Source organism: Herbidospora cretacea (assembly GCF_001570605.1).
In the GTDB taxonomy this organism is placed as follows: domain Bacteria; phylum Actinomycetota; class Actinomycetes; order Streptosporangiales; family Streptosporangiaceae; genus Herbidospora; species Herbidospora cretacea.
In genome coordinates, this window is record NZ_BBXG01000002.1 from 64203 (window position 1) to 86484 (window position 22282).

23 protein-coding genes and 1 riboswitch are annotated in these 22282 nt (G+C 67.0%); of the genes, 12 read left to right on the forward strand and 11 right to left on the reverse strand.

Annotated elements, in window-relative coordinates:
* Positions 1 to 166 precede the first annotated feature (166 nt).
* On the forward strand, positions 167 to 415 hold the full coding sequence (locus AW270_RS02740) for a cell division protein CrgA (RefSeq protein WP_030455197.1): 249 nt from the start codon (positions 167 to 169) through the stop codon (positions 413 to 415).
* Positions 416 to 487: 72 nt separating this feature from the next.
* Here the strand turns inward: AW270_RS02740 and AW270_RS02745 are convergent, their stop codons facing one another.
* The gene (locus AW270_RS02745) at positions 488 to 1378 is read right to left on the reverse strand and encodes a rhomboid family intramembrane serine protease (RefSeq protein WP_218009071.1); all 891 of its coding nucleotides are present in this window, start codon (positions 1376 to 1378) and stop codon (positions 488 to 490) included.
* 87 nt (positions 1379 to 1465) lie between these two features.
* Complete coding sequence (locus AW270_RS02750) at positions 1466 to 1996, reverse strand: peptidylprolyl isomerase (protein WP_061290290.1); 531 nt, start codon at positions 1994 to 1996, stop codon at positions 1466 to 1468.
* Between the two features lie 252 nt (positions 1997 to 2248).
* Here AW270_RS02750 and AW270_RS02755 point away from each other — a divergent pair, with 252 nt between their 5' ends.
* Positions 2249 to 2707: a hypothetical protein gene (locus AW270_RS02755; protein ID WP_157521639.1), complete on the forward strand. Its 459-nt coding sequence runs from the start codon at positions 2249 to 2251 to the stop codon at positions 2705 to 2707.
* A gap of 84 nt (positions 2708 to 2791) precedes the next feature.
* Entirely contained in the window at positions 2792 to 3964 is a 1173-nt protein-coding gene (locus AW270_RS02760; protein WP_245674549.1) for an AI-2E family transporter, read from the forward strand.
* On the opposite strand, the gene AW270_RS02765 is transcribed toward AW270_RS02760, so the two are convergent.
* The gene (locus tag AW270_RS02765) at positions 3961 to 4320 is read right to left on the reverse strand and encodes a hypothetical protein (RefSeq protein ID WP_061290295.1); all 360 of its coding nucleotides are present in this window, start codon (positions 4318 to 4320) and stop codon (positions 3961 to 3963) included. The two genes, AW270_RS02760 and AW270_RS02765, sit on opposite strands and share 4 nt — an antisense overlap.
* Before the next feature lie 85 nt (positions 4321 to 4405).
* Here AW270_RS02765 and AW270_RS02770 point away from each other — a divergent pair, with 85 nt between their 5' ends.
* A complete protein-coding gene (locus AW270_RS02770; RefSeq protein WP_061290297.1) occupies positions 4406 to 5353 on the forward strand; it encodes a GlxA family transcriptional regulator in 948 nt (315 codons plus the stop codon).
* Here AW270_RS02770 and AW270_RS02775 read toward each other — a convergent pair.
* A complete protein-coding gene (locus AW270_RS02775) occupies positions 5350 to 6198 on the reverse strand; it encodes a DUF72 domain-containing protein (RefSeq protein WP_061290299.1) in 849 nt (282 codons plus the stop codon). The genes AW270_RS02770 and AW270_RS02775 overlap by 4 nt on opposite strands.
* Between AW270_RS02775 and AW270_RS37405 the strand changes: the two genes are divergently transcribed.
* On the forward strand, positions 6197 to 7708 hold the full coding sequence (locus AW270_RS37405; protein WP_082801256.1) for a recombinase family protein: 1512 nt from the start codon (positions 6197 to 6199) through the stop codon (positions 7706 to 7708). The genes AW270_RS02775 and AW270_RS37405 overlap by 2 nt on opposite strands.
* Positions 7709 to 8346: 638 nt before the next feature.
* Here the strand turns inward: AW270_RS37405 and AW270_RS37410 are convergent.
* Complete coding sequence (locus tag AW270_RS37410) at positions 8347 to 9519, reverse strand: helix-turn-helix domain-containing protein (protein WP_082801257.1); 1173 nt, start codon at positions 9517 to 9519, stop codon at positions 8347 to 8349.
* Positions 9520 to 9674: 155 nt separating this feature from the next.
* Between AW270_RS37410 and AW270_RS38380 the strand changes: the two genes are divergently transcribed.
* The 5 genes from AW270_RS38380 (at position 9675) to AW270_RS02805 (ending at position 13813) form a co-directional block, all read left to right on the forward strand.
* A complete protein-coding gene (locus tag AW270_RS38380) occupies positions 9675 to 10100 on the forward strand; it encodes a hypothetical protein (RefSeq protein WP_157521640.1) in 426 nt (141 codons plus the stop codon).
* A gap of 662 nt (positions 10101 to 10762) precedes the next feature.
* Entirely contained in the window at positions 10763 to 12112 is a 1350-nt protein-coding gene (locus AW270_RS02790; protein ID WP_061290304.1) for an extracellular catalytic domain type 1 short-chain-length polyhydroxyalkanoate depolymerase, read from the forward strand.
* A gap of 65 nt (positions 12113 to 12177) precedes the next feature.
* Complete coding sequence (locus AW270_RS02795; RefSeq protein ID WP_082801258.1) at positions 12178 to 12663, forward strand: TspO/MBR family protein; 486 nt, start codon at positions 12178 to 12180, stop codon at positions 12661 to 12663.
* A 52-nt stretch (positions 12664 to 12715) separates the two neighbouring features.
* The gene (locus tag AW270_RS02800; RefSeq protein ID WP_061290306.1) at positions 12716 to 13357 is read left to right on the forward strand and encodes a response regulator transcription factor; all 642 of its coding nucleotides are present in this window, start codon (positions 12716 to 12718) and stop codon (positions 13355 to 13357) included.
* Between the two features lie 51 nt (positions 13358 to 13408).
* The gene (locus AW270_RS02805; protein ID WP_061290307.1) at positions 13409 to 13813 is read left to right on the forward strand and encodes a pyridoxamine 5'-phosphate oxidase family protein; all 405 of its coding nucleotides are present in this window, start codon (positions 13409 to 13411) and stop codon (positions 13811 to 13813) included.
* On the opposite strand, the gene AW270_RS02810 is transcribed toward AW270_RS02805, so the two are convergent.
* Positions 13806 to 15362, reverse strand: coding sequence for a GAF domain-containing sensor histidine kinase (locus AW270_RS02810; RefSeq protein WP_061290308.1), 1557 nt, complete (start codon positions 15360 to 15362; stop codon positions 13806 to 13808). The two genes, AW270_RS02805 and AW270_RS02810, sit on opposite strands and share 8 nt — an antisense overlap.
* A gap of 95 nt (positions 15363 to 15457) precedes the next feature.
* On the opposite strand from AW270_RS02810, the gene AW270_RS02815 reads away from it, so the two are divergent.
* A complete protein-coding gene (locus AW270_RS02815) occupies positions 15458 to 15931 on the forward strand; it encodes a hypothetical protein (RefSeq protein WP_157521641.1) in 474 nt (157 codons plus the stop codon).
* A gap of 60 nt (positions 15932 to 15991) precedes the next feature.
* On the opposite strand, the gene AW270_RS38385 is transcribed toward AW270_RS02815, so the two are convergent.
* From AW270_RS38385 to AW270_RS02825, 3 genes are all read right to left on the reverse strand, one after another.
* The gene (locus AW270_RS38385; protein WP_157521642.1) at positions 15992 to 16213 is read right to left on the reverse strand and encodes a hypothetical protein; all 222 of its coding nucleotides are present in this window, start codon (positions 16211 to 16213) and stop codon (positions 15992 to 15994) included.
* A gap of 114 nt (positions 16214 to 16327) precedes the next feature.
* Positions 16328 to 17323: a ribonucleotide-diphosphate reductase subunit beta gene (locus AW270_RS02820; RefSeq protein WP_061290312.1), complete on the reverse strand. Its 996-nt coding sequence runs from the start codon at positions 17321 to 17323 to the stop codon at positions 16328 to 16330.
* Positions 17323 to 19614, reverse strand: a complete 2292-nt coding sequence (locus AW270_RS02825; protein WP_061290314.1) for a ribonucleoside-diphosphate reductase subunit alpha — start codon at positions 19612 to 19614, stop codon at positions 17323 to 17325. The genes AW270_RS02820 and AW270_RS02825 overlap by 1 nt, the downstream gene beginning before the upstream one ends.
* A gap of 72 nt (positions 19615 to 19686) precedes the next feature.
* Positions 19687 to 19900: riboswitch (cobalamin riboswitch) on the reverse strand.
* A gap of 90 nt (positions 19901 to 19990) precedes the next feature.
* On the opposite strand from AW270_RS02825, the gene AW270_RS02830 reads away from it, so the two are divergent.
* On the forward strand, positions 19991 to 20770 hold the full coding sequence (locus AW270_RS02830; protein WP_061290316.1) for an MBL fold metallo-hydrolase: 780 nt from the start codon (positions 19991 to 19993) through the stop codon (positions 20768 to 20770).
* Here AW270_RS02830 and AW270_RS02835 read toward each other — a convergent pair.
* Positions 20767 to 21606, reverse strand: a complete 840-nt coding sequence (locus tag AW270_RS02835) for a hypothetical protein (RefSeq protein WP_061290318.1) — start codon at positions 21604 to 21606, stop codon at positions 20767 to 20769. The genes AW270_RS02830 and AW270_RS02835 overlap by 4 nt on opposite strands.
* Positions 21603 to 22109, reverse strand: coding sequence for an RNA polymerase sigma factor (locus tag AW270_RS02840; protein WP_061290320.1), 507 nt, complete (start codon positions 22107 to 22109; stop codon positions 21603 to 21605). The genes AW270_RS02835 and AW270_RS02840 overlap by 4 nt, the downstream gene beginning before the upstream one ends.
* Positions 22110 to 22282 lie beyond the last annotated feature (173 nt).

The window sequence follows — 22282 nt, forward strand, 5'->3', positions numbered from 1 at the left end:
GGACCACCGTAGAAGCGGGCGCACCCCGGGCTCCGGACGTTGGTGGATTGTTTGCAGACGTCCGATGGAAAGGGGAATCGCCCTTCGGGGACGTCGGCGTCTATTCTTAGCGACTACGCTTACTGCCAAACCCGCATCGAGCGCGGGTGACCATCAGGAGACTCCCGTGCCCAACTCGAAGGTTCGCAAGAAGGCCGTCTACACCCCGCCGCAGAAGACCACGACGGTCAAGGTCAGCCCCCGCTGGCTGGCGCCGGTGATGGTCGCGTCGTGGATCCTCGGCATCGGCTGGATCGCGGCCTACTACATCGTCGGCCGCACCGGCCCCGTGTTCGAGCCGCTCGGCAACTGGAACCTGGCGATCGGCTTCGCCCTGATCATCTTCGGTGTGGTTCTCTCCACGAAGTGGCGTTAGCCGGGACCGCGGCGACGGGCTGACTTTCCACAGGCTTTTCCACAGCCTGGGGAAGCATCAGCCCGTGCCCGATCAGCCAGGTGTGCCGTAGCGCCGCTCAAGCTCCGCGATGAGCGCGTAGGGCTCGCCGAAGTAGACGGTCAGCGCCAGGACCAGCACCACCGCCGCCACCCCGCCCCACTGGATGATGTTCCGGTTGCGCTCGGGGGCGTAGGCGAAGACGGCCGCCACCAGCGCGCCGACCACCAGGCCGCCCAGGTGGCCCTGCCAGCTGATCCCGGGGATCACGAAGGTCAGCACCACGTTGATCCCGATCAGCCAGACCACGCCGCGGGCGTCGTAGCCGAGGCGGCGGGCCATCACGAACAGCGCCCCGAACAGGCCGTAGATCGCGCCCGAGGCGCCGACCGACGGGTAGATGCTGAACAGGTAGACGGCGACCGAACCGCCGAGCGCCGCGACCAGGTAGAGCGTCGCGAACCGCAGATGGCCCAGGCGGCGTTCGAGCTCCGGCCCGATGGCGTAGAGCGCCCACATGTTGAACAGGATGTGGGTGATCGAGAAGGCCGAGGTGGGCTGCAGGTGCAGGAACGCGCCCGAGATCAGCCGCCAGTATTCCCCGTCGTAGATGTGGCCCGGCGAGGTGTCGAGCAGGTTGACGAACTCGTCTTTGAAGACGAACTCGGCGAAGTAGGCCAGCACGTTGATGACCAGCAGGGTCCAGGTGACCCGGGGGACGGTGACGTGGCCGCCGCCGAACTGGGCGCGGGCCTGACGCACCCCCTTGTTGCCCTCGCGGACGCACTCGACGCACTGGAAGCCGACCGAGGCGTTCTGCATGCAGTCGGGGCAGATGGGCTTGTCGCACCGCTGGCAGCGGACGTAGGTCTCGCGCTCGGGGTGTCGGTAGCACGTGGGCACCGCCGCCGAGCCCGGTTCTATCGGGGGAGGCTGGGTGGTCAATGGGGTCCTTCCGGAGGGGCCTCACCCCAGCCTGCCATACGGGAACGGGAGAGGCGCCCACGGTGGGGCGCCTCCGCCGTTCGCCCGTTACGAACGCTCGATGGTGACCGACTCGAGCACCACTTCCTTGATCGGCCGGTCGCGGCCGTCGGTCTCGGTGGTGGCGATGGCGTCGACGACGTCGGTGCCCTCGATGACCTCGCCGAAGATCGTGTGCCCCTGGTTCAGGTGGGGCGTCTTGGCGACGGTGATGAAGAACTGCGACCCGTTGGTCCCCTTGCCGAACCGCTTGCCCGCGTTGGCCATGGCCAGCAGGTAGGGGCGGTTGAACTGGTTGTCGACGTGGATCTCGTCGTCGAAGTCGTAGCCGGGGCCGCCGATGCCCTGGCCGAGCGGGTCGCCGCCCTGGAGCATGAACCCGGCGATCACACGGTGGAAGACGGTGCCGTCGTAGAGCTTGGCGTTGGTCTTCTGGCCCGTCTCGGGATGGGTCCACTCCCGGGTGCCCTCAGCCAGCTCGACGAAGTTGCGTACGGTCTTCGGCGCCTGGTTCGGCCAGAGCTTGATTTTGATCGTGCCCCGGTTGGTGTTCAGGGTCGCGATGAGGTTCTCAGCCATGCGTGGCCGCCCCCTTCAGGTCACGGACTCAATGTTTTCCAAGGGCAAGGGTAGCGATCGTCCGGAGCGCCCCTGGTGATGATTGAGGGGCATTCGTACGGGAAGGGGACGACTCGGGGCCCCATTTCGACAGGGGAGGTTGTCGTGTCCCGGACAATGAAGAAGAAGGCGCGCGCCGCACTGGACTACCCAGAGACGTGGGCGGGCCGGGCGAAACATACGGCCTACCGCACCGCTGACAGGGTCGGGCCGATGGCCAGCCAGGCGCGTGAGAGCGCGATCGGCATGGCCGGAAACGCCCGTGACTACGCGGGCACCGCCCGTGAGGTCGCGTCCGGCCGGTTCGAGGACGCCCGCTACTGGGCGGCCCCTCGGATCGACCACGCGGCGGTGGCGCTGGAGGAGCAGGTCGCTCCGAGGATCGCCGCGATGCTGGCGGAGATGGCCCGCAGGATCGATCCGGCTCCGCCGATCGTCAGGCGGCGTGGCCGCATGCCGATGATGGTGCTGCTGGGCGGACTGGCGATGGGCGCGGTGGGTTTCGCGCTCTACAAGCGGAACGCGCGCCAGTGGGCCGACACGATGTCCGACACCAAGGACGCCGTCCGCGGCAAGGTCGAGCACGTCAGGCACCGTGCCCAGCAGACCGCCCAGCAGGCGGGCGAGACGGTGGAGCAGAAGGCCGACGAACTGCACAACAGGATGTCCTGAGAGCTGAGACTCAGAGGCCGGCGCCCTTGATCGGGCGCCGGCTTCTTTGTGTATCGGGCCAGGTTTGGGGCAGTCTTGGCTGCTGTGACGGACAAATCCGTTTCTTCGGGGCCCTCGCCCGTCGAGGCGCCCATCGCACACGCCCCCATCGGCGCCGTGGCCGAATCGGCTCCCCCGCCGGCTCCTGAGCCGTCCGGCGAGCACAAGCTGCCCTTCGGCCGGCCCGGCAAGCCCATGAGCAACAGCCCGTTCATGTTCGGGATGGTGGCCGCCTTCGGCGTGCTCACCGCCTGGTGGCTGGTGCAGATGGTGGCCGCCGCCGGGTCGGTCCTGGTGCTGATCGTGGTGTCGCTGTTCCTGGCGATCGGGCTCAATCCGGCCGTGGAGTGGCTGCACGGCAGGGGCATGTCGCGCCTGTGGGCGATCACCATCGTGTTCATCGGGGTGATCGCGTTCTTCGCGATCTTCGCCATCTCGATCGTGCCCGCGCTCACCGAGCAGACCACCGGGTTCGTCCAGGACGTGCCGACTCTCGTACAGCAACTCCAGAACCATCCGCTGATCCGGTCGCTGGATCAGGAGTACCAGGTCCTGGACAAGCTCACCCAGTACGTCACCAGCGGCGACCTGGCCAGCCAGCTCTTCGGCGGGATACTCGGCGTGGCCGGGGTGGTGATCAGCGCTGTGTTCAGCTTCCTGACGGTGCTGGTGCTGACGCTCTACTTCCTCGGGTCGCTGAACTCGATCAAGGAGTCGGGCTACCGGCTGGTGCCGAGGTCACGGCGCGACCGGGTGAGGCTGCTGGTCGACGAGGTGATCCGGCAGATCGGCGGATACGTCGCGGGCAACCTGATCATCTCGCTGATCGCCGGTGTGGTGACGTTCATCTTCCTGACCATCGCCGGGGTCCCCTACGCCCTGCCGCTGGCGATCTTCGTGGCGGTCACCGACCTGATCCCGATGGTCGGCGCGGTCATCGGGGCCGTGGTGGCCTCGCTGGTGGGGCTGGTGACCTCGCTGCCGGTCGGCATCGCCTGCGTGGTCTTCTTCGTGATCTACCAGCAGATCGAGAACTACGTGATCTCACCGAGGGTGTTCAAGTCGTCGGTGGACGTGCCGCCGATCGCGACCATCATCGGGGCGCTGCTCGGCGGCGCGCTGCTCGGCGTGGTCGGCGCGCTGCTGGGCATCCCGCTGGCCGCCGCGCTGCTGCTGGTGATCCGGGAGGTGGTCCTGCCCCGGCAGGAGAAGGTCTAGTGGGCGTGGGCGTACTCCTGGCGGCGCCACAGCATCACGGCCAGCATCAACGGGAACATGATCACGTGGGTGACCATCATGAGCCCGTGCTCGCCGATCACCCCGGCCCAGAACAGCGGGAACGCCACGACGGCCGGAACGTACATGGCCGCGCACATCTCCAGGGTGCGTGGCCAGGAGTGCCCGCGCAGCAGCATCACGACGGCCATGCCGATCGACATGTTGGTGGCCATGACCAGGTAGCCGGCCTCCGGCCCGAGGTCCCAGCCGCCGGTGACCAGGCCGAGCAGGAACATCCCGGCCAGCATCGCGACGACCATTTCGAGGTAGTGCAGGGCGAATCGGGTCCAGTTCATGGGGTCGACAATGGTCCACGAGGAGGAGCCCGACCTACCTCCCAAGACCAATGTGTCCGGAAATCTGGGCTCTTAGTCTGCTGTCATGCGGAGAGTCGTGGTCGTCGGATATCCGGCCGCCGAGTTACTGGACATCGCCAGCGTGACCACCAGCCTGATCATGGCGAACGTCTTCGGCGCCGCGCCGCCCTATGACGTCGTGTTCGCCACCCCCGGCGGCAGCCCGGTCGTCTGCGCCAGCGGCCTGACCCTGGCCGCGCAGGCCTCCCTCGAACAGGAGACCGGCCCGCTCGACACGCTCATCGTCGTGGGCGGCATCGGCTGCGACGACGCCGCGGGCAACGCCGTCCTGGTCGCCCACCTCCGGCGGCTCGCCAAGGTCAGCCGCCGGGTCGCCTCCGTCTGCACGGGCGCCACCGTGCTGGCCGAGACCGGCCTGCTCGACGGCCGCCGGGCCACCACCCACTGGCAGGACGCCCCCCGCCTGGCCGCCCGCCACCCGCAGATCACGGTCGACCCCGATCCGATCTTCATCCGCGACGGCGCGGTCTCGACCTCGGCCGGGGTGACCGCCGCGCTCGACCTCACGCTGGCCTTCATCGAAGAGGACCACGGCAGCGAGGTGGCCCGGATGACCTCGCGGCACCTGGTGACCTATCTCCAGCGCCCCGGCAACCAGGCCCAGATGAGCATGTTCGTCAAGCCGCCCGCCCCCGACGGCCCGCTGAGCTCGCTGGCCGGCTTCATCGGCGCCAACCTGTGTGAGGACCTGTCGACGGCCGCCCTGGCCCGCCGGGCCGGCACCAGCGAACGCCACCTGACCCGGCTGTTCGTGAAGCACCTGAACGTGTCACCGGCGCGGTACGTCCGCGAGGCCCGGCTGGAGGCGGCGGCCCGGCTGCTGGAGGCGACCGACCTGACGATGGCGGTGATCGCCCAGCGGACCGGCTTCGGCCGGGCGGAGTCGCTGCGGCAGGCGTTCACCGGCCGCTACGGGATCGCGCCGTCGCGGTTCAGGAGGGGCCGCTCCTAGAAGAGGGTCAGCGGTTCGACTTCCGGGGGGTCGGGGAGCGGTTCGAGGTCCGGGAGCTTGGCGCGGACCTCCTGGTGGAAGCGGTGGGCCAGGGTCAGGGCCTGGGTGTTGTCGGGGGTGTGGACGAACATCGTCGGGGAGCGGCCCTCCTTCAGCCACTCGACGGTCTTCTCGATCCAGAAGGCCCAGCCCTCTACCGTCCGGTCGGCGTCGTCGCGGCCGATGTAGCGGATCAGGGGGTGGCTCGTCAGGGCGCGGTCGCGGCGGGGCATCCTCGGTTTTCTCGTCCAGGCGTCGCGTTCGGCGTCGGAGGTCGGCGGGCGCTCGAACAGGACGGTGGTGTCGAAGGGGACCCACTCGGCCTGCCTGGTGGCCAGGACCTTCTCCAACCCCGCGACGGCCCTCGCGTCGTCGAAGAAGGCGCGGTGGCGGACCTCGACGGCGTAGCGGTGGCCCGTCGGCAGGGTGCGGAGGAAGGCCGCGAGGGTGCCGAGGTCGGCGGGGCCGAAGCCGGCGGGGAGCTGGATCCACAGGGCGTGCAGGCGGGGGCCGAGCGGTTCCATCGTGTGGAGGAACTGCCGCAGCTCCTCGGGCGGGCCCTGCAGGTGGCGCAGGTGGGTGATGCTCTTCGGCAGTTTGGCCAGGAGGCGGAAGCCGGGGTCGGTCTGGCGGGCCCACGACTCGACCGTCTCCCGGGCCGGCACGGCGTAGAAGGTCGTGTTGCCCTCGACGGCGTTGCACCAGGTCGCGTACGCCTCCAGGCGCTCCCCGGGCGGGAGCTGGGGCTGCCACGACTTGTGGTTCCACTGGGCGCAGCCCACATGCAGTTCATAGCATGGGTTCATGAATAGTCCAGACGAACAAGAAGAGGCAAGAAGACATCGAAGTGTTTCCAGAATAGCCGATCCGGCTACCCGCAAAAACAATCGCGACGCATGGCGCGGACAACAGGCCGCGATTTACTGCCGCATATCGCAGGCCCGCGACGAAGACCAAACAGGCGTGGACCGGCAAGAGCGAATCTGCATCGGCATTGCTGAACGCCTCGGGCTCATTGTCAATCCCGCGAACATCTTCATCGACAACAACCGTTCCGCATGGCGGCGAAATCGGAAGCGCCCTGGGTGGGATGCTCTTCTCACTGCGATGAACAACGGAATCACACATGTCATCGCCTATCACCCAGACCGGCTCATGCGACAGCCGCGAGACTTAGAAGAGTTACTGACGATATCCGACGATCACGGAATCACCCTGCACGGGGAAGCCAACCGGCGAGATCTCTCTGACCCGGATGACAGATTCTTTCTCCGGATCGAAGTAGCTCACGCTTGCCGCTCTTCGGACGACACCTCCCGTCGCCTGAAATCCATGATGGCGGACAGGGCCAGGGACGGAAAGCCGAGAACTGGCGGCAGACGACGCTATGGATACGCACCCAATGCCGTCGACATCATCCCAGAAGAAGCCGAAATAGTTCGCTGGATATTTGAGAGCTTCCTCGACGGGATGACGCCGTTCAAGATGACGGCAGACCTGAACCGGCGTGGGGTCAAAAGCGCACAAGGCAAGCTTTGGCGCGTCAACGCGCTTCTGAACATCATCGACTCTCCGCACGTCGCCGGGATCGTGAGATTCAGGGGACATGAAATCGGCAGGGGATCGTGGCCTGCGATCATCGATGTAGGCATGTGGAAGGAGGCACAAGAACGCCGTACCTTCCGGTCCGTCGCCTTCAAGGAGAATCTTGTGCAGGGCAGGTTCTACCTGCTTCGAGGCGTCGTCTACTGCACCGCCTGCGGACGGGTGATGGTCGGCAGGCCAATGGGCGGAAACCGGCCTATCTATATATGCGGTTCCCATACTAACCCAGACAAGAGCACCAGATGCTTCCGCAGCGTCGGCGCAATCACTCTCGAGTCCTTTGTCGAAGACGCAACGATAGATCTCCTCGAACGCCTAGATATCACCGGAAAAGAACGAGCAACGATCCTTTCAGAAGGGGATGAAGCGTCCATAGAGTCCGATCGGGCTGAACTCGCCGAACTCAAGGAGATGTGGGATGCACGAGAAATCAACACAGCCGAATATCGCGAAATGAGGAAGACGATAGAAAAGCGAATCAAGAAGGTTCAGGACAAGACCATTGTCCGTCCCGTCGCGGAAGTCCTCCACGGAATGGTCGGCTCGCAAGCACGCGCGACCTGGAATGCACATAAAGAAGCCGGTAATTACGAGAGACTCAATGCGATCATCAGATTCCTCTTTGCGGCAGTCAGAATCAAAGCAGCCGAATCGCCCGCAAGAGGCGCGTTTGACTACGGCCGTGTTGAAATCGATCAGAACGATCTGTAGCACGGCAGCCCAACCGAAGATGGACCCCGCCAAGGTGGCGGGGTCCATCTTTTTAGTCTTTCAGGTAATCGTCGAGCGCGAGCAGTCGCGCCAGGCGGCGTGCGCCTTCCTCACTGATGGAAGTCTTGAACTTGCTTGTCACTCTCTTTAAGTGATATGCGCGCTGCGCATCTTGTGTTTTGCCAGTCCGCCGATGGGCGGTTGCCTCCTCGAATCCATCGTTGCTGTTCGGCGTAATCGTCAGATATCACCTCCCCTCAAAGACAGGTGACGGGTATCCCTCCTCTTCGGATGCTGAGCGATTGTCCACGGAGCTTGTCCACGGACATCACCTCCCAAATTGCGTGACGCAGGTACACGCCACTTTGAACAACGATCCAGGCATACCCGAAAACGTCAAGGGGCCAGTGCGCATCCGCATCGATTCGTACGGTCCTCAAGCGGACAGGTCGCTTGCCGAACCGTGCACACGGAAGCTGGTGAGCCGACGCGAGTAGAGCCGCGCCGGGCGACCAAGGGAGTCGGCTCAGAGAGCGCTCAGGGTCACCTGGGCCATGGCCTGACCGGGACGGGACCCCTGGGATGGCATGCGCGCTCCAGCGTGATTGAGAGAATCTCCGGCCGGAGCGCGGATTCGATTACTGCGCGCTGGGCGTGCGGACGGATGCCATGATCTCATCCCGCGCTTCACTAGCTAGAGGGGAATCAAAACGTCCGAGCATTGCGTAAATCCTGTCCAGCCTCCGCACAATCCAGGAAATCTGCCTTTCCTGGGGCAGGTTCAAGACTTCCCTGTAGGACTCGATCGCGCCGTCTAATTCACTCTGCTGAAGTCGCGCGGTCGCACGATAAATACGTGCCAGCGCCTCGTCACTGTGTGACCGTTCCTTTTCTGGGCTCGCCTCGAATAAGGCGATTGCTTCGGTCGATTCTTTGTCGGCGCGCACAGAATCGTGTTCTCCATCAAGCCAAATCAGACTAGAACCGGCATAGTAATGCTGCTTGGCTATGGGAAAACCGAAAATTCCCGGTTCGTCGTCAGCACTCGGACGCATGGTATCGCGCAGATCTAACGCCTTATTCAGTGCTTCATGAGCGGAGCGTGAATCCCCCTGATGCGCCAGGCATTGAGCAGTGCCACACAGAAGGCGCACCGAAGAGGTTCCCTCAGTCGCGTAGGGAAAGCCTGAATCCAAAAAGTCACGGGCCGACTTGAAGTCGCCTAAGAACCGAGCGATAAGGCTTTGGGTGCCACGAGCCCATGCACGTAGGCCGTTGTGTCCCGCTAGTTCACCAAAATGAAAGACGCTTTTGGCATGGATGCTCGCTTCCTTGCCGTAGCCAAGGTCTAATGTCGCGTAAGCGAGAACTCCAGAAGCGAGCCCAGCACTCAAATAGAGGTTAGGCGTCGGCTTTACCGCCAGAGATGCAAAGATCCTGTTTCTGACGTCCCTGGCATCACGTAACGCGTCCAGCGGTGAGGCATCGAGGTAGTTGACGGCGAGGCCCCTGGACAGGGCATCGAACGCGTCATCTCCGTCTAAGACGGATTGGGACTCGGAGACCGCCTGGAGAATAAAGGACGGACTCAGGCGCTCTGGTTGCCCCAAAAATGATTCGGGCACGTCAAGGATCATGGCCAGATGATTAATCCAGAACCTTGATGGCGTTCGTTTGCCGTTCTCCCACCGGGAGACCTCAGCACGAGTGATCGTGGAGCGCCCGGAAGCGGCGCAGAGTTGGGCGGCAAGCTCGGACTGGGAGAGTCCGGCCGCTTCACGAAGTTCCCTGAGCACGTGCCCTATGGACATGAGATCGATTGTACGCTCACGGACATTTCCGGTAATGCGAACTGGACTATCTCACATAGTGAGACAATGGCCACTAGCTCCGGCCACTCCCAAAAGCCTGGCGATCGAGTTCCCTAATTACAGGCGGGGTTCTTGATCACAGCGAGGGAGTGCCGATGCAGGAGGATCCAGGAGCCACAGCTCTAACAGATATTGAGCCTGATCCACCGTCTCAGCGCCCGCCGGGGATGAGTGCATCCCTTGGCCCATTCAAGCTCGCGACAGACGTCCGTCTAGCCGCTCTTCTGCTTCTCGGAAACACGCTTGAGGAATCGGGTGTACGCACTTACGTCGTGCGCACACTCAACCTGAGGATGCCGCCTGGCGGCGCGCAGTGGTTTCCTCTCACCGAGAAGGATCCGGAACTCATCGTGCTCATGGCCGGGGAGGTGCTCGCCACGATCACCATGGGGGAACACTCCGGGAAATTCGTCATTGAGCCAGGGGCACGGGTGGAACCCTCCGACGCGGCAGAGGTGGCGACGGCGGATGAAGCACTTGAGACGGTGATGGGCCTCCGGGTTCCGCCGCCCAAGGAGTAGCGAGATGCGAGCAGTGCCCACCCCCGATAGGGGCAATACGGGTGAATCTGGCCTAAGGGAATTTGCCGCCTACTGGACCTTCTTCCCCGCAAGCGGTGGCCATATAGCGGTTCGGAAGATCACCCTTCCGGAGGAATGGCTTCAAAAGGGACTCTCCAACGCAAGGGCAGGCGCGACACTGACCGCTCTGCGGACGGCACTCGTCGAAGAATCGATCCTCGACGGCAAGCTTCGCCGGGCAGGACCGTACGCCCATGACTGGCAGCACCGAACAGTCTCCTAGCTCCGGCACGCTCCGTGATCGTGTCAGGTTTGTCTTCGTCTCACGTCTCGCGCGCGCCTGCACGCGTAGGGCGTGAGACGTCTCTGAGACAAAGACGTTGAGACAATCACACAGAGTAGCGATGTGCCCGAGGGGCACGCTCTCCTGCTCGATCACCTCCGTGCCAGCGCCGACAACGCCTGTACACGTCCGCGCAGCTCGCCACCCATGCTACGAGGATCGCTTGACCCATCCCACGTGTAGTCGCATGGCTCAGCCCGTTACCCCACCGAAAGTTTCATTAACTATCCCAGGTGGGCTGTTACCGATCCACGAGGACGTTGCTTCCAGAAACATTTCGGGTCAGTCTCCTAAATATTTCGATCGTTCGGAGGAGAGCATGAAACGACTCCTGGTCGCCATCTTGATCCTCGCAGCGGGGTTCGTACCCCTGCGGCCGGCTCAGGCGGCCTCGCTCGTCGAGGTGACCGGTTTCGGTACCAACCCCACCAACCTTCGCATGCACCTGTACGTCCCCGACAACGTCGCGCCCCGCCCGGGGATCCTGGTGGCGGTCCATTACTGCACCGGGACGGGCCCCGCCTTCTACTCGGGGACCGAGTTCGCCTCCCTCGCCGACCGTTACGGGTTCATCGTGATCTACCCGTCGGCCACCCGCAGCGGGCAGTGCTTCGACGTCTACACCTCCGGCGCGCTCACCCACAACGGCAACAGCGACCCCGTCGGGATCGTCTCGATGGTGAACTACGTCAAGTCGCGCTACAACGTCGACAGCAACCGGGTCTTCGCGACCGGCGCCTCCTCCGGCGGCATGATGACCAACGTCCTGCTCGGCGACTATCCCGACGTGTTCAAGGCGGGGGCGGCGTTCATGGGCGTGCCGTTCGCCTGCTTCGCCACCACCGGCGGGTCGACGTGGAACAGCCAGTGTGCCAACGGGCAGCTCATCAGGACCCCGCAGGCATGGGGTGACCTGGTGCGCGGCGCCTACCCGGGCTACACCGGGGCCCGGCCGCGGATGCAGATCTGGCACGGCACCGAGGACGCCACCCTGCGCTACCCGAACTTCCAGGAGCAGATCAAGCAGTGGACCAACGTCCACGGCCTGTCGCAGACGCCGACCTCGACCGACACGCCGCGCTCCGGCTGGACGCGGACCCGCTACGGCACCCAGGTCGAGGCGATCAGCCTCCAGGGCGTGGGGCACAACCTGCCGCTGGGTGGCCAGGCCGCGATGGCGATCAGCTTCTTCGGCCTCGACGGAACCCAGCCGTCGCCGTCGCCCTCTCCGTCGCCTTCTCCGTCGCCCTCTCCCTCCCCGTCGCCCTCTCCCTCGCCCTCTCCCTCGCCGTCGCCCTCCCCGTCGCCCTCCCCGTCGCCGTCGCCGTCCCCCACGCCTACTCCGAACAACGGGGCCTGCCGGGTGGCGTACACGGTGAACCCCTGGAATACCGGGCTGACCGCGTCGGTGACGATCACCAACACCGGGACCAGCCCGATCAACACGTGGGGGCTGGCGTTCACGCTGCCCTCCGGGCAGACGATCACCTCGGCGTGGAACGCCACCGTCTCGCCGGCCAGCGGGAGCGTCACGGCGCGGAACCTGGCGTACAACGCGTCGATCCCGGTGAACGGCACCCAGTCGTTCGGGTTCAACGCCAACCACACCGGTGACTCCGGGCGTCCGGCCGCGTTCTCGCTCAACGGCAGCGCCTGCACCATCGCGTGAAACGTGCGGCGGCCTGGCTGCGGCCAGGCCGCCGCACGGGCGGGGGTGCGGATACGGTGGTCACTATGAGTGAACCCCCGCGCACCCATTGGCTCCGGCGGTGGCCGGGGCTGATGCTGGCGCTGATCGCCGTACTGGCTGTGGCGATCAACAACCGGCAGATCGCGACCACCGCGCGGCCGGCGATGGCGGAGTTCCAGCGGCCCCCCTTCGAGCTGCCGATCTGGCTCCACGGGCCCGCGTTCGCCTTCCTGTCGATCACGATGGCGCTGATCGCGGGGCTGCTCTGGTACGAGGCGGCCCGGCCGGTCGCTCTGTGGTGGTGGGTGGCCCAGCTCGTCGCCTACGCCCTGTGGGCGCCGCTCTCCCTCGGGCTGCGCCTCCACTTCCTGGCCGCGCTCGACATGGCGATCTTCCTGGTCCTGCTCGTGTTCGGCATGTTCGTCTTCTGGCGCGACAGCAAGATGGCGGCCCTGCTGCTGATCCCCTTCCTGGCCTGGACGTCGTATCTCGCCGCCCTCAGCGTCGAGTTCGGCCGGCTCAATCCCTAGGCGGGGCCGAAGGTCCCTTCCCTTGGAGACCACCGGTACCTAGATTCGTCCCATGATTCGTGTCTTCCTGCTCGACGATCACGAGGTCGTGCGGCGCGGGGTGGCCGCGCTGCTGGAGTCGGAAGACGACATCGAGGTCGTCGGCGAGGCCGGCACCGCCGCCGCCGGGTGTGCGCGCATCCCGGCCCTGCGGCCCGACGTGGCGATCCTCGACGTGCGCCTGCCGGACGGCGACGGCGTTAAGGTCTGCCGTGAGGTCCGCAGCCAGCTGCCCGGCCTGGCCTGCCTGATGCTCACCTCCTACGCCGACGACGACGCCCTCTTCGAGGCGGTGATGGCCGGGGCGGCCGGATACGTGCTGAAGCAGATCCACGGCTCCGACCTGGTGGGGGCGGTCCGCACGGTCGCCGCCGGGCAGTCGCTGCTCGACCCGCAGACCACGGCGGCGATGCTCAACCGGCTGCGCGACCAGGCCGGGCGCTCCGACCCGCTGGCCATGCTGTCCGACCAGGAACGGACGATCCTGGAGCTGATCGGCGAGGGGCTGACGAACCGGCAGATCGGCGAGCGCATGTTCCTGGCGGAGAAGACCGTCAAGAACTACGTCTCCAACCTGCTGGCCAAGCTCAACATGCAGCGCCGGACGCAGGCGGCGGCGCTGGCGGCGCGGATGAGGGCAGATCGGCGTGATTGATGGGACTTTGGTCCCTAATTCCTAGATGTGGCCCCAGGCCAGACTCTCTTCATGAGAACTGACTCGGCCGGACTCTCGGTGCTGTCCCGGGAGGAGTGCCTGCGCCTGCTGGCCGTCACTCCCATCGGGCGGCTCGTGTTCACGCACCGGGCGCTGCCCGCCGTCCAGCCGGTCAACTTCGTGCTCGACGGGGAGAGCGTGGTCGTCAGGACCGCCATCGGTTCCCGCCTGGCCGCCGCGACGCGCGACGCCGTGGTGGCCTTCGAGATCGACGACATCGACAGCCGGACCGGGAGCGGCTGGTCGGTGACCGTGCTCGGGCGCGCCCGGGGGGTGACCGACCCGGCGGAGGTCGCCCGGCTGGCCACGCTCCCGCTGCTGCCCTGGACGCCGTCGGCGTTCGACCACTTCGTGACCCTGCCGGCCGAGGAGGTGTCGGGGCGGCGGTTCAATTGACAGGCACGCGCCAGCTCAGGCGGGTGTTCCATCCGTCGGCCGGGCCGATCGAGAAGGACCCGCCGAGCAGCACCGCGCGCTCCTCCAGGTTGCGCAGGCCGCTGCGGCGTCCGTCGGAGGGGACGCCGACACCGTCGTCCTGGACGGTCAGGGTCAGCGTGCCACCCGACACCTCGGCCACCACTTCGGCGCGGGTGGCCTTCGCATGGCGTACGAGATTGGAGAGGGCCTCGCGCAGGACGGCGAGCAACTGCTCGGCGACCGCGTCGCTCACGACGTTGTCGAGCCAGCCCTCCATCCGCAGGCCGGGCATGAAGCCCAGGTGGCCGCGGGCGCCCTCGACCAGCTCGACGATGTGGGCGCGCAGGCTCTGCCCGCCCACGGTGGCCGGGGACTGGAGGGCGAAGATGGTCGAGCGGATCTGCCGGATCGTCTCGTCGAGTTCGTCGATCGTGTGCCGGACCCTGGTCGCCGCCTCGGGGTGGTCGACGAGGCGGACCGTGCTCATCAGCGTCATGGCGGTGGCGAACAGGCGCTGGATGACGACGTCGTGGAGGTCCTTGGCGATGCGGTGGCGGTCTTCCAGCAGGCCCAGTCGCTCGGCGTCCTCGCGGGCCTCGGCCAGCTCCAGCGCGATCGACGCCTGGTCGGCGAACGCGCTCAGCATGCGCAGCAGCGACGGGGCGAACGGTAACCGGCCCGGCCGTTTGCCGATCTCCAGCACCGCGCGCACCGAACCCACCCGGCCGAGCGGGATCGACGCCGACTGTCCCGACTCGTCGTCGGTGAAAGCCGCCGGGTCGCCGTCGGAGATCTCGGTGCCGTTGCCGAACCGCAGCACCGCCACGTCGGCGTCGGTCATCTCGCGGGCCCGGCTCACCACGTGGGTGAGCACCTCCTGCGGCCCCGCGCCGGACAGCAGGCTCGTGGTCACCTCGGACGACGCCTGGAGCCACATCTCGCGGCGGCGGGTCTCCTCGAACAGGCGGGCGTTCTCGATCGCGACGCCGGCCGCCGTGGCCAGCGCGGTGACGACCGCCTGGTCCTCCTCGTCGAACTCGGCCCCGCCGCGCTTCTCGGTCAGATAGAGGTTGCCGAAGACCTCGTCGCGCACCCGCAGCGGCACCCCGAGGAAGCTGCCCATCGGCGGGTGGCCGGGCGGGAAGCCGTAGGAGTCGGGGTGGTCGGAGATCCGCGCCATCCGCAGCGGCTTCGGCTCCTTGATGAGCAGCCCGAGCAGGCCGAGGCCGTGGGGCCAGTGCTCGATCCGGGCGATCTCTGCCTCGCTTAGCCCGACCGGGATGAACTCCAGGAGCGTGGACTCCTCGCCCACCACGCCGAGCGCGCCGTAGGTCGCGTCGACCAGCCGGGCGGCGGTCTCCACGATCCGGCCGAGCACGATCTCCAGCTGGAGGTCGCTGCCGACGAGGACCACGGCTTCGAGCAGCGCATGGACCCGGTCGCGGGTGGCCAGCACCGCCTCAAGGCGGGTCTGCAGCTCGGCGAGCAGCTCGTCCAGGCGCATGCTGGGCACGAGGGGGTGGGCCATGGCGACATTCTGCTACCAACCGGTGTGACTTTGGTCCTATCGGGGTGAGTCGTCCGGCCCTACTTCGCAGCTCCTGGCGCGGGCAGCCTGGTGGCGTGGATTCCCTACCTGGTGAGGTGGCCGTGCTGGCACGGTCGGAAGCGGTCCTGGCGGCGCTCGTCGACGTGCTGCCGGTCTGTTCGTACGTCCGGGCCGACGACGCCGAGATGCTGGCCCACTGGGGAGACGATCCGGCCACGACGGTCATCGTCGTCGACTCGCTGGGCGACCCGCGCGAGTTCTCGCAGGTCGCGGCGCAGGTCAGCCGCCGCAAGCCCATCGTGGTGTTCTCGCCCACCGGGGTCACGCCCGCCATGGCCGCGCTCACGCGGGTCACGGGGGTGATCGTGGTCGACGGGCTGCGGGACCTGGTCGACACGGTCCGGCTGCTGGCCTGCCAGCCGCTCCCGCTCGGCCAGGACGGGCTATTCGGCGGCCGGGTGCCCTGTTCCGCCAATCCGGAGCAGGCGGTCCGGGCGCTGGCCCGGGTGGCGGCGTATGTCGAGTGGCGGCGTGCCGCGCCCGCATGACTCTGCGTCCCGAGGATGCCGCCGTCGCGGTGGTCCGCGACCGACGGCATTCTTCACCCCTCAGTGGTGGTGATGGTGGTGCTTGTTGTGGTGGTGATGGTTGTTGTGATGGTGCTTCTTGTGGTGGTGAGGCGGGTCGTGACGCGACGTCGACACCATGGGCGCCGTCTCGACCGGCAAGGCTGCCGCATCGGCCGGCGCTGACGTGGCCACCGGCCCGGCCACCAGAGCCGCCGCTCCGGCGAACCCCGCACCGATCGCCGCCAATCTCCTCCTGTCCATGAGGATCTCCTTCGGATAGCCGTACTTCCACCGTGAACACGTCCGTGAAAGCGAGTCCAGGGCTCCCGGCCCGGATTGGAGGCGGGTGGTGCGGGTCTTTACCCGCGGCTTGTGTCAGAAATCGGCGTCGAAGGTGACGGTGCCGGTGACGCCCACCTGGTAGGCGGAGACCTTGCGTTCGAAGAAGTTGGACAGTTCCTGGACGTCCTGGAGTTCCATGAAGGCGAAGGGGTTCTTGGCGCCGTACAGGGGCGGGATGCCGAGCTGGGCCAGCCTGCGGTCGGCGACGTGTTCCAGGTAATGGCGCATGTCGGTGATCGACATGCCGGAGACGCCGCCGCCCAGGAGGTCCTCGGCGAACTGGGCCTCGCAGTCGACGGCCTCGGCGAGCATGGCCTTGACCTGGGCGATCAGGTCGTCGTCGAACAGGTCGGGCTCCTCGGCGCGGGCCACTTCGACCACGTCGAAGGCGAAGGCCATGTGCATCGACTCGTCGCGGAAGACCCAGTTCGTGCCTGAGGCCAGGCCGTTGAGCAGGCCTCGGGACCGCAGGAAGTAGACGTACGCGAAGGCTCCGTAGAAGAAGAGGCCCTCGATGCACGCCGCGAAGCAGATGAGGTTGAGCAGGAAGGCCCGCCGGTCCTCCCGGGTGCGCAGCTCCTTGAGGTCGCCGAGGGAGTCGATCCAGCGGAAGCAGAAGTCCGCCTTCCGGCTGATCGACGGGATGTTCTCCACAGCGGCGAAGGCCTCGAAGCGCTCCTGCTCGTCGGGCACGTAGGTGTCGAGCAGGTTCAGGTAGAACTGCACGTGCACGGCCTCCTCGAAGAGCTGCCGCGACAGGTAGAGGCGCGCTTCGGGGGCGTTGACGTGCTGATAGAGGTTGAGCACCAGGTTGTTGGCGACGATCGTGTCACCCGTGGCGAAGAAGGCCACCAGCCGGGAGACGAGGTGGCGCTCCGCGTCGGAGAGCTTCCCGAGGTCGGCGAGGTCGGAGTGGAGGTCGACCTCCTCGACGGTCCAGGTGTTCTTGATGGCGTCGCGGTAGCGCTCGAAGAACGCCGGATAGCGCATCGGGCGCAGGGTCAGGCTCATGCCGGGGTCGAGCAGCATCACTGGCAGGCCTCACAGGACTCGGGGTTCTCCAGGGAGCAGGCGATCGCCTCTTCCGACGCGGCGGTCAGGACCGGGACGGTCGCCTGCTGGATGCGCGTCGCGGGGCGCGAGCGCAGGTAGTAGGTGGTCTTCAGGCCCGACTTCCAGGCGTGGAGGTACATCGACGACAGCTTGTCGATCGTCGGGCTGGCCATGAACAGGTTGAGCGACTGGCTCTGGTCGATGTAGGGGCTCCGGGCGGCGGCCATGTCGATCAAGGCGCGCTGCGGGAGCTCCCAGGCGGTGCGGAACAGCGCCCTTGTCTCGGCCGGCAGCTCGGCGATGCCCTGGACCGAGCCCTCCGCCTGGCGGATGGCGGTGCGGACCGGTTCCGTCCACAGGCCCCGGGCCTTGAGTTCGGCCACCAGGGCGTTGTTGATCTGGAGGAACTCCCCGCTCAGGGTCTCGCGCTTGAAGAGGTTCGACACCTGCGGCTCGACGCACTCGTAGCAGCCGGCGATCGAGGCGATGGTCGCCGTGGGGGCGATGGCGATCAGCAGCGAGTTCCGCAGGCCGTGTTCGGCGATCTTGGCGCGGACCTCGGTCCATTCGGGGCGCAGGCCGTGCAGGTCCGGCTGGAGTCGGCCGCGCGCGGCCCAGGTCTCCTCGTACGCCGGATGCGGCCCGTGCACCGCCGCGAGATCGGCCGAGGTGTCGAGGGCGGCCAGGTAGATCTCCTCGGAGATCCGGGTGGAGAGCTCTTTGGCCTCGGGAGAGTCGAAGGGCAGCTTGAGCGCGAAGAAGACGTCCTGGAGGCCCATCAGTCCCAGGCCGACCGGGCGCCAGCGCGGGTTGCTCGCCGCGGCCTGCTTGGTCGGGTAGTAGTTGATGTCGATCACGCGGTCGAGGAAGACGACGGCGGTCCTGACCGTCGCGCGGAGCCTGGCCCAGTCGATGCCGTCGTCGCAGAGGTGGGCGGCCAGGTTGACGGAGCCCAGGTTGCAGACCGCGGTCTCCTCGTCGCTGGACACCTCGATGATCTCGGTGCACAGGTTCGACAGGTGCACGACGTTGCCGGGCTCGGCGGCCTGGTTGCAGGTGCGGTTGGCGATGTCCTTGAAGGTCATCCAGCCGTTGCCGGTCTGGGCCAGGGTGCGCATCATCTTGGCGTAGAGGTCGCGGGCGCGGATCTGCCGGACGTAGCGGCCTTCGGCCTCCGCCCTGCGGTAGACCTCGTCGAAGGCGTCGCCCCACAGGTCGGGGAGTTCGGGCAGGTCGTTGGGGTCGAACAGCGACCACGTCTCGTCGGCCTGGACGCGGCGCATGAACTCGTCGGGGATCCAGTTGGCCAGGTTGAGGTTGTGGGTGCGGCGGGCGTCCTCGCCCGTGTTGTCGCGCAGCTCCAGGAACTCCTCGACGTCGGGGTGCCAGGGCTCCAGGTAGACGCAGGCCGCGCCCTTGCGGCGGCCGCCCTGGTTGACGGCGGCGACGCTGGCGTCGAGGGTGCGCAGGAACGGGACGATCCCGTTGGAGTGGCCGTTGGTGCCCTTGATCAGGGCGCCCCTCGACCGCACGCGGGACCAGGAGATGCCGATGCCGCCGGCGAACTTCGACAGGTGGGCGACCTGGGCGTACCGCTCGTAGATCGAGCCGAGCTCGTCGCGCGGGGAGTCGACCAGGTAGCACGACGACATCTGGGTGTGCCCGGTGCCGGAGTTGAACAGCGTCGGCGAGCTGGGCAGATAGGCCAGCGACGACATCAGCCGGTAGAGCTCGACGGCCTCGCCCGGGGTCTGGGCCAGGCCGCAGGCGACCCGCAGGAGCCAGAACTGCGGGGTCTCCACCGGGACGCGCGTCCGGGGGTGGCGGAGCAGGTAGCGGTCGTACACGGTGCGGAGGCCGAAGTACTCGAAGCGGTGATCATTGAGCGGGTCGATCACGGCGTCGAGCAGGTCGGCGTGGTCGGCCACGAAGACGGCCGTGGGGTCGCCGATCAGGCCCAGGGCGTGGCCTTCCTTGATCGACCGGCTGAACGTGTCGGCGTCGACCTCCTTCTGGATGTACGCCGCCAGCAGCCGTGCGGCCAGCCGGGAGTACTGCGGCTCCTCGCCGATCATCTCGGCGGCGGTCTGGATCGACAGACGGTCGAGTTCGGCGGTGGTGGCGCCGTCGTACAGGCCGCTGATGGTCCTGGTGGCGACCCGGAGCGGCTCGACGTCGGCCAGCCCGTCGGAACAGCTCTCGACGGCGCGCACGATCCTGGTCACGTCGACCGGTTCGAGCGATCCGTCACGCTTCTTGATGCGCATCCTCGTCCTCTCCTCGCGAACTCACCGAGGCGCGCGGGCACGAGGGCACCGGGCGGGGCCGTCCCACGCGGCCTCGGTCCACACGCGATTGGCAGGTCTTCGGACTCGTGGGCGCGCTCTTGCGAGCTCCTACCGGCCGTCGCTTCCCAGGCCCTCGAAAGGCCCAGTGCTCGTTGACGGCTTCCGTTCCCACTCACCGCTGCGGGGCAGTCCCGGATTCCCACCGGGTTCCCTCTTACGACGTCCCGGCTGGCGGTCGGGGCGAACCAATGCGTGGGACACCATATCTGGGATCGTTCTCGGCTGTCACATCAACATGTGGTGTGCCGCACCCCCGGAGGAATCCCCCTTACCAAGGTGCGCGCAGGATGGAGTGATGGAGTCCGAACGGAAAACCTGCACCGTACGGCTGGTCGGCGGGCCCACCGCGCTGCTGGAGATCGGCGGTCTCCGCCTGCTCACCGACCCGGCCTTCGACGGCCCCGGCCCCATCGCCAGCGGCACCCGCACCCTCATCAAGACCACCGGCCCGGCCATCCCGCTCACGGAGCTGGGCGATCTCGACATCGTCCTGCTCTCCCATGATCAACATGCCGACAACCTCGACCGTTCGGGTCGCGCCCTGCTCGACGAGGTGCCGGAGGTCCTCACCACCCCCGAGGCCGCCGCCCGGCTGGGTGAGGACGTCACCGGCCTGCCACCCTGGGAGCACCAGACCTTCGAGAGGCCCGACGGCGGCTCGCTCCGCATCACCTGGGTGCCGGGCCGGCACGGTCCCCCGGGCACCGAAGATCTCACCGGGACCGTCACGGGTTTCGTGCTGACCGCCTTCGACCTACCGGCGATCTACGTGAGCGGGGACAACGCCGACCTCGACTCGACCCGCGAGATCACCGAACGCCTCGGCCCGATGGACGTGGCCATCTTCTTCGCCGGGGCCGCCCGGACCCCGCTGCTCGACGGCTTCCTGACCTTCACGGCCGAGGAGATCGTCGAGGCGACCTTGATCACCGGGGCGGAGGTGGTCATCCCCGTCCACATGGAGGGCTGGCAGCACTTCACCGAGGGACCGGCCGACCTGTGGGACGCCTTCGAGAAGTACGAACTCGACGACCGGCTGGTGCTGCTGTCACCCGGCGACTCGGTCAGTTTCTAGTCACCGGTGACGGGGTTGCGGTCGAGCGCCTCCTCGGTGACCAGGAGGACGAGGGTGCCGGGATCGTCGTGGAACCGGACGGCCCCCCAGACGTGCCAGTCAGGGCCGGCCTCCTTCCGGATCGGCCCCGTCCCCCAGCCCCCGGGGTTGCCCGGCGGAATGCCGATGACCATGAACTCGACGGCCTCCTCCCGCAGCCCGGACAGCACCTCGCCGACGGTCCGACCCTCGATGCCGGGCACGTCCGCGAACCGGAACGGCTCCTCGATCATCCTTCCGTCGAAGGGCGGTTCCGGCACGAGTTCGCACGCCGCCACCGGCCCCCGGTAGACCAGGGTGCTCACGCTCCCGCCCGCGCCGACGGTGAAGACGATCGTCTGGTCGGGCTTGAGCAGCTTGCCGTCGATGCGCATCGTGAAGACCGGGCCGTCCTGGGGGAGCGAGTAGAGGCCCGGCGCGGGGTCGAGGACGGTCTCGCCCCTCGGCTCCCGGCACCAGTGACCGGCCGGCACGCCGTCGACCATGGCCGACACCCCCAGACTGGCCAGATCGGCCCGCAGGCCGCTGACGTCGCCGAAGTCATGGATCTTGATCCAGACGACGCCGTCGGCGTCCTTGGTGACGGCGTAGGAGGGCGAGCCGGCCTGGAGGAGCGCGACTCCGGCCACCGCGGTCGCTCCGGCGAGAGCCAGCCCGAGCTGCCTGATCCTGCCGGTCGGCTTCCGCGCGGTGACCTGGGCCAGCAGCGTCCGCGCCCCCGCGCCGGACGCATCGGCCCCAAGACGGCCGGGTTCGACCCTGGCCAGGGAAGCGATGAGGTGGTCGGTGTCGTTCACGGGGACCTTTCCGCCTGGAGGGCTGCCTTGTCGAGGAGGTCGGAGAAGCGGCGCCGGGCCCGGTGGAGCCGGATGCGGACCGCGTTACGGGAGATGCCGAGGACTGCGGCGATCTCCTCGTGCGACAGGCCCTCCCAGGCGACCAGGCCCAGGAGCTCCCGGTCATCGGCCCTGAGGGTCGCGAAGATCTCGTGGAGGGCGGTCAGTTCGACCGGGTCGGCGTAGAGGGCGGCCAGGTCGGCGTCGAGTTCGGCCAGGCGGGACCGCCGCCTCGCCTCGCCCCTGCGATGACCCGCCACGACGCGGCGGGCGATGCCGTACAACCAGAGCAGGGCCTCGTGGCCGAACGGTAATCGGGCGATCTTCCGCCAGGCGATCTCATAGGTCTCGGCGACCACGTCGGCGGCGTCGTGGGGGTTGGCACAGCGACGGGCGGCGTACGCGCTGAGGTGGCCGTATGTCTCGTGGTAGACCTGCTCGAACCGGGCCTGGCGTTCATCCACGTGCGTCCTTCGTCGGCGGGGCTGGGTACACCCTCTTCATGCGGGAAAGCGATCCGCCATTTCACTGAGACTGTCGTCGATCCGTACATGCGACGTCAGAGGGCCATATGGCCTGGCTGTCGTAGTAAACGTCACGGAAAGAGACGGAGAACACCTCGTAAGTAGCAGAATGT

Coding starts and splice junctions, on each gene's coding strand:
- AW270_RS02750 (WP_061290290.1), bottom strand. CDS start 1,996: ATGGCTGAGAACCTCATCGCGACCCTGAACACCAACCGGGGCACGATC.
- AW270_RS02755 (WP_157521639.1), top strand. CDS start 2,249: ATGGCCAGCCAGGCGCGTGAGAGCGCGATCGGCATGGCCGGAAACGCC.
- AW270_RS02765 (WP_061290295.1), bottom strand. CDS start 4,320: ATGAACTGGACCCGATTCGCCCTGCACTACCTCGAAATGGTCGTCGCG.
- AW270_RS02770 (WP_061290297.1), top strand. CDS start 4,406: ATGCGGAGAGTCGTGGTCGTCGGATATCCGGCCGCCGAGTTACTGGAC.
- AW270_RS37405 (WP_082801256.1), top strand. CDS start 6,197: ATGAATAGTCCAGACGAACAAGAAGAGGCAAGAAGACATCGAAGTGTT.
- AW270_RS02775 (WP_061290299.1), bottom strand. CDS start 6,198: ATGAACCCATGCTATGAACTGCATGTGGGCTGCGCCCAGTGGAACCAC.
- AW270_RS37410 (WP_082801257.1), bottom strand. CDS start 9,519: ATGTCCATAGGGCACGTGCTCAGGGAACTTCGTGAAGCGGCCGGACTC.
- AW270_RS38380 (WP_157521640.1), top strand. CDS start 9,675: ATGCAGGAGGATCCAGGAGCCACAGCTCTAACAGATATTGAGCCTGAT.
- AW270_RS02790 (WP_061290304.1), top strand. CDS start 10,763: ATGAAACGACTCCTGGTCGCCATCTTGATCCTCGCAGCGGGGTTCGTA.
- AW270_RS02795 (WP_082801258.1), top strand. CDS start 12,178: ATGAGTGAACCCCCGCGCACCCATTGGCTCCGGCGGTGGCCGGGGCTG.
- AW270_RS02800 (WP_061290306.1), top strand. CDS start 12,716: ATGATTCGTGTCTTCCTGCTCGACGATCACGAGGTCGTGCGGCGCGGG.
- AW270_RS02805 (WP_061290307.1), top strand. CDS start 13,409: ATGAGAACTGACTCGGCCGGACTCTCGGTGCTGTCCCGGGAGGAGTGC.
- AW270_RS02810 (WP_061290308.1), bottom strand. CDS start 15,362: ATGGCCCACCCCCTCGTGCCCAGCATGCGCCTGGACGAGCTGCTCGCC.
- AW270_RS38385 (WP_157521642.1), bottom strand. CDS start 16,213: ATGGACAGGAGGAGATTGGCGGCGATCGGTGCGGGGTTCGCCGGAGCG.
- AW270_RS02820 (WP_061290312.1), bottom strand. CDS start 17,323: ATGCTGCTCGACCCCGGCATGAGCCTGACCCTGCGCCCGATGCGCTAT.
- AW270_RS02825 (WP_061290314.1), bottom strand. CDS start 19,614: ATGCGCATCAAGAAGCGTGACGGATCGCTCGAACCGGTCGACGTGACC.
- AW270_RS02830 (WP_061290316.1), top strand. CDS start 19,991: ATGGAGTCCGAACGGAAAACCTGCACCGTACGGCTGGTCGGCGGGCCC.